A 4,200-nucleotide genomic window follows, 5' to 3' on the forward strand; every position below is an offset into this window, starting at 1 on the left:
ATACTATTGACATAGTTATTATTTTTATTAAAATTAAACTATCAAGTTTTAATAATGGGTTTATATTATGAATAATACTAATACTAATAAAACAATTAAATTTCCAAAATCATCAACAATATTTATAGATGGGCAAGACCCTAAATATAAATTTTATATAATTATCAAAGGTAAAGTTTTAGCATACAATTATTTTGCAGATGATTATACTATAGAATATAAAGAAGGTGAGATAATAGGACTATTTAATGCCGTTATAAATGAACCTTTTACATCAACAGTTAAAGCAATAGAAGATGTTGAAGTTTTAGAAATGAATGTTTATGAGATAGAAAAGATAGATAATCCTAATATAATAAATAAAATATATGAGTATTTGCTTCTTAATTTGGAGAGATGGATTAATAGATATTATTATTTTTTGAATAAAGTTAGTACAACTTATAATTATTACAGTGATAAAAATAGAATAGATATGATTAGTATGGCTAGTATTTATGAAGAGAATGGCTATACTGATGCAGCATCAAAGATATATGCTAAATATTTAGAACTAAATCCTAATGCTGAAGATATTGGAGTTGTGAGAAATAAAATAGATAAATTAGGAAAAATAGAAGAGCCTGAATATATAGATAATAATGTTTATAAGTTTAAAAAGGGATATTGTTTATATACAGAGTTTCAGTATAATGATTATATTTATATTATTAGATATGGAAAAGTAGGTGTGTACAACATATTTAATTCTAGACAGGTTACAAGAAGGGTATGTGTGAATAATGAAATACTTAATGGATATGCTCCTAAAAGCGATATTAGACCTCTCTTTACTACAGCAATAGTTCTTCAAGATTCTGTTATACAGCTTGCTAAAAAAGAAGAGTTTATGGAGTTAATATTAAAAGATAATAGTATAAGACTCTATCTTATAAAAGTTATGAGTATGAGAGTATATATTACAATATCTAGAATAAAATCCTTTAATGCTAATAATAATGTAAGTAAGTTTGTAATTATATTAGAAGCTTTAATTAAATACGAATTAATATTTAAAAACTCAAAACAAATAATATTTCCATACAATTTTAATGATCTTTGTTCTATGGTTGGTATTACAGCTGATGCTAATAAAGAAGCTGAGTTGAAAAAAATAAAATCTGTTTCTATAACTGATGATGGACATATTATGGTAAAAGATATAGAAGAGTTTTATGAAGAGTATGAAATATATAAACAAAGAACATCAAACAAATTAAAGAAATAAATTAAATAATAAAGTGTGATAAATACTCTATATTTCCTTTAGAGCCTTTTATTGGAGAAATAGTTCTGTTTATTTCTTTAAATCCTACTGATGTGATTCTATCAATTGCATTATTAACTATCTTTTCTCTCAATATATCATCTTTAATAATTCCGCCCTTTGAAACTTCACCTTTTTCTGCTTCAAATTGCGGTTTAATAAGACTTACCCAATATTCTAAATCATATAATTCTTTAAATATGATAGGAGCAATTTTTGAAATAGATATAAAAGAAACATCACTAACTACAATAGAAGGTGGTTCTCCTTCAAACATTTCTCTCTTTATATCTTTAGCATTAAAATCTTCTATTGAGATTACTCTTTTATCATTTCTTAATTTATATACAAGCTGATTATGACCAACATCTAAGGCATAAACTTTTTTAGCACCATGGCAGAGAAGACAATCTGTAAATCCTCCTGTAGAAGCACCTATGTCTAAACATATTTTATTTTCTACAGAAAGATTAAATTCCAATAAAGCTTTCTCTAATTTTTCTCCAGCTCTAGATACATATTTTCTATTTTGTATGATTTCTATTTTATCGGTATCTTTTATTTTTTGAGCTTTAGAAGTTACTTTTACACCATTAACGAATACGCATCCAGCTAATATTATATCCTGTGCTTTGGATCTGCTTTCAGTATATCCGTTATGATGTACATACTCATCTAATCTCATCTATAATATTATTCTAATCCGCCGATAAATGTTTTAATAATACTCAAAGCATTTTTTTCTTTATCTCTTGTATTTACTTTTATTAATACTTGAGTATGATTAGCTTCTAATATATTTGAAGTTAAATATACAGATTCAAAGTTTTCAGTGTATTCATCACCAATGCCATATAAAGCTAAATTAGAATTTAATTCTAAATAAAATACAAAAGTATTATTTTTAGCTAAATTAATTTTATCTTCATTTAACTTAACATTAGGCATTTCATTATTCATTATTTTTTCTATAATAGTAGGGTTACTACTAATATAAAGTATAGAATCTTTAACATAACAAGTATTGCCAGCAAGTGTGTATACGTCATTATTAACATCATCAGCTAAAGAATCTAATATAATTTTAATTGTGTTTTCATCAGTAATAGAGGCAGAAATAAGTAAATCAGGGTCTTCGTTTTCATTGCTGTCCCAAGCAGATACAAATATATCACCACCCAAAAGTTCTATAAGTTTATAAACATCAATTCCATACTCTTCTAATTCTTCAAAATCTTCGCTAAATGGAAATTGTTCTCCAAACATAGTTTTTAAATGTTTAGAAAGTTCAGTGCTGTTAAAAGCTAATGATAAAAATCCGTAATTGTTCTCACCATTAACAAAAGTATATATATTATCAGCTAATTCCTTTTTTAATAATGAACTATCATAAGGATAATTTGGTGAATAAGTATCTATAACTATATCCGCATTTCCAATATTAAAATTAACTTTAGCAGTCAATATAGCATCTTTATAACTTTCTTTAGATATTCCTTCATAACTTCTTCCAAATAAAAACTTTGTAAACTCATCAGTTTCATCAGAAAGTAAAGATAAATCTACCCAAGCATAAAAATCATTAGTTTGATTTTCTAATTCCATAAACTTTTCATTTGTAAGAGGAGAAGTAGTATCAAATATAGAATTAGCAATATTTATGATATCATTTTCTTTATTAAGCTCTTCATTATACCAATAAACATCATCTAGTTTTGTTTCTACTGTAAATACTTCATCATTCCAAGATATTAAAGTTGTATCATCAAGATAAAAATATCTGTAAGCATTATTATCACTAAAAGATATTAACTTATCCTCTTGGCTTGCTATTTTTATCATTATTCTATTTAATTCAGTTACATCTAATATATCAATCATTACTGCTATTTCTTGATAACTATTAAATGAAACTATTTTTGAGGGTTTAGAAAAATCTAATATCTGTTCTAATCTATTAGTCATAGCTTCTACTACATAGGCATCATCTCTATATGTAGCAAAATTATCAGCAAACTTTTGCATAAACAATTTATTAAGAGTATTTTGTAAACTAATTTCAGCTTTTGACGATAATTCATTTAATTTTATAGAAAATACAGCTTGAGAAGTATTTGGAATATACTTTGTTTCTACTGCTTGTATTACTGAAGTTGAAAATAGAGTTATCATTAAAACAACTATAGATATTATATTTTTCATTTTACTAAAACTCTCCTTAAATTTTATAAAGCAACTTAATATATTATATTAGACTAAAAATTAAAAGTCAAGTATAATATAAATGTATTTAAAAATAAATAAATATTTTAATCTAGTTTTTAATAAAAAATATTTCGAATTTAAACGAAAAAAATATTTCGAAGTGTATAGTTTATGAGTTATATATATGGGAGTATTATATAAAATGAAAAGAATAACTAGTGTTTTCGTATTATTGCTATTATTTATTGTATCATGTAATTCAAATATTAATGATAGAAAAGTTACTAAATCTGCTTTATTAAATGAACACAATGCCTCTGTTGTAAATACAGAGTTTAATGGCAGTAAAACAATTATAGTATACTATTCTTGGAATGGAAATACAGAAATAGTTGCTAATAAGATTAAAAAGATTACAGGGGCAGATATATATAAAATTACTACAAAAATACCTTATCCAAATGAATATGATGATATGGTGCTTCAAGTAAAAGATGATATAGATAATGATAAGCTTCCAGAATTAAATGGAAGTGTTGATTTGTCTAAATATGATAATATTATTATTGGATATCCAATATGGATAGGTGATATGGCTTTGCCTATGAAAAGCTTTTTATCAAAAAATGATTTAAAAGGAAAAAATATAGCACCATTTATATTAAGTGGAGGCTCAAGAGTATATAGAA

Annotated in this window: 4 protein-coding genes; 2 read left to right on the plus strand and 2 right to left on the minus strand. The window is 24.6% G+C overall.

The genetic code is table 11. The features are described from left to right. Nucleotides 1–67: 67 nt before the first annotated feature. Nucleotides 68–1,267 carry a Crp/Fnr family transcriptional regulator gene (locus tag E6A48_RS05650; protein WP_219709097.1) on the plus strand — a complete coding sequence of 400 codons (1,200 nt, stop codon included), beginning with the start codon at nt 68–70 and terminating at the stop codon, nt 1,265–1,267. A 1-nt stretch (nt 1,268) separates the two neighbouring features. Here E6A48_RS05650 and E6A48_RS05655 read toward each other — a convergent pair whose 3' ends face one another. Next, complete coding sequence (locus tag E6A48_RS05655; RefSeq protein ID WP_219709098.1) at nt 1,269–1,991, minus strand: TlyA family RNA methyltransferase; 723 nt, start codon at nt 1,989–1,991, stop codon at nt 1,269–1,271. Nucleotides 1,992–1,999: 8 nt separating this feature from the next. After that, nucleotides 2,000–3,508: a DUF4836 family protein gene (locus E6A48_RS05660; protein ID WP_219709099.1), complete on the minus strand. Its 1,509-nt coding sequence runs from the start codon at nt 3,506–3,508 to the stop codon at nt 2,000–2,002. 205 nt (nt 3,509–3,713) lie between these two features. Here E6A48_RS05660 and E6A48_RS05665 point away from each other — a divergent pair. After that, nucleotides 3,714–4,200: flavodoxin family protein (locus tag E6A48_RS05665; RefSeq protein WP_219709100.1), on the plus strand; the 487-nt coding region annotated here is incomplete at its 3' end.

This window comes from Brachyspira pilosicoli (assembly GCF_019402445.1).
In the GTDB taxonomy this organism is placed as follows: domain Bacteria; phylum Spirochaetota; class Brachyspiria; order Brachyspirales; family Brachyspiraceae; genus Brachyspira; species Brachyspira pilosicoli_B.